The organism is Clostridium sp. CTA-5, from assembly GCF_054768135.1.
This window is the reverse complement of sequence record NZ_BAAAAT010000040.1, coordinates 1-374: the sequence shown is the minus strand read 5'-3', so window position 1 is coordinate 374 and position 374 is coordinate 1. Positions and strand designations below refer to the sequence as shown.

Below are 374 nucleotides of genomic sequence, written 5' to 3'. Positions count from 1 at the left end.
TGTAAGTGTGGTAACATATTTAGCTGACTGATACTAATAGGTCGAGGGCTTGACCAATAATAATTAAGTATATACAAAATATGTGCAATTTTGAAAGAATAAATCTTTCAAAGTAGATCTGGTGATGATGGCATAGAAGTAACACTCCTTTCCATTCCGAACAGGAAAGTTAAGATCTATAGCGCCGAAGGTACTGCATGGGAGACTGTGTGGGAGATTAGGACGTTGCCAGGTAAGGGATCTTTAGCTCAGTTGGTTAGAGCAACCGGCTCATAACCGGTAGGTCCGGGGTTCGAGTCCCTGAAGGTCCACCATTATGGGGGTATAGCTCAGTTGGGAGAGCACCTGCCTTGCACGCAGGGGGTCAAGAGTTC

The 374-nt window shown here is 44.9% G+C and carries 1 tRNA gene and 1 rRNA gene; both read left to right on the top strand.

Going from position 1 to position 374, the window contains the following annotated elements:
* Positions 1-117 precede the first annotated feature (117 nt).
* Positions 118-234: ribosomal RNA gene (rrf, locus tag ACYUET_RS19125) — 5S ribosomal RNA — on the top strand.
* Between the two features lie 3 nt (positions 235-237).
* Positions 238-314, top strand: a tRNA-Ile gene (locus tag ACYUET_RS19120).
* Positions 315-374: the final 60 nt, after the last annotated feature.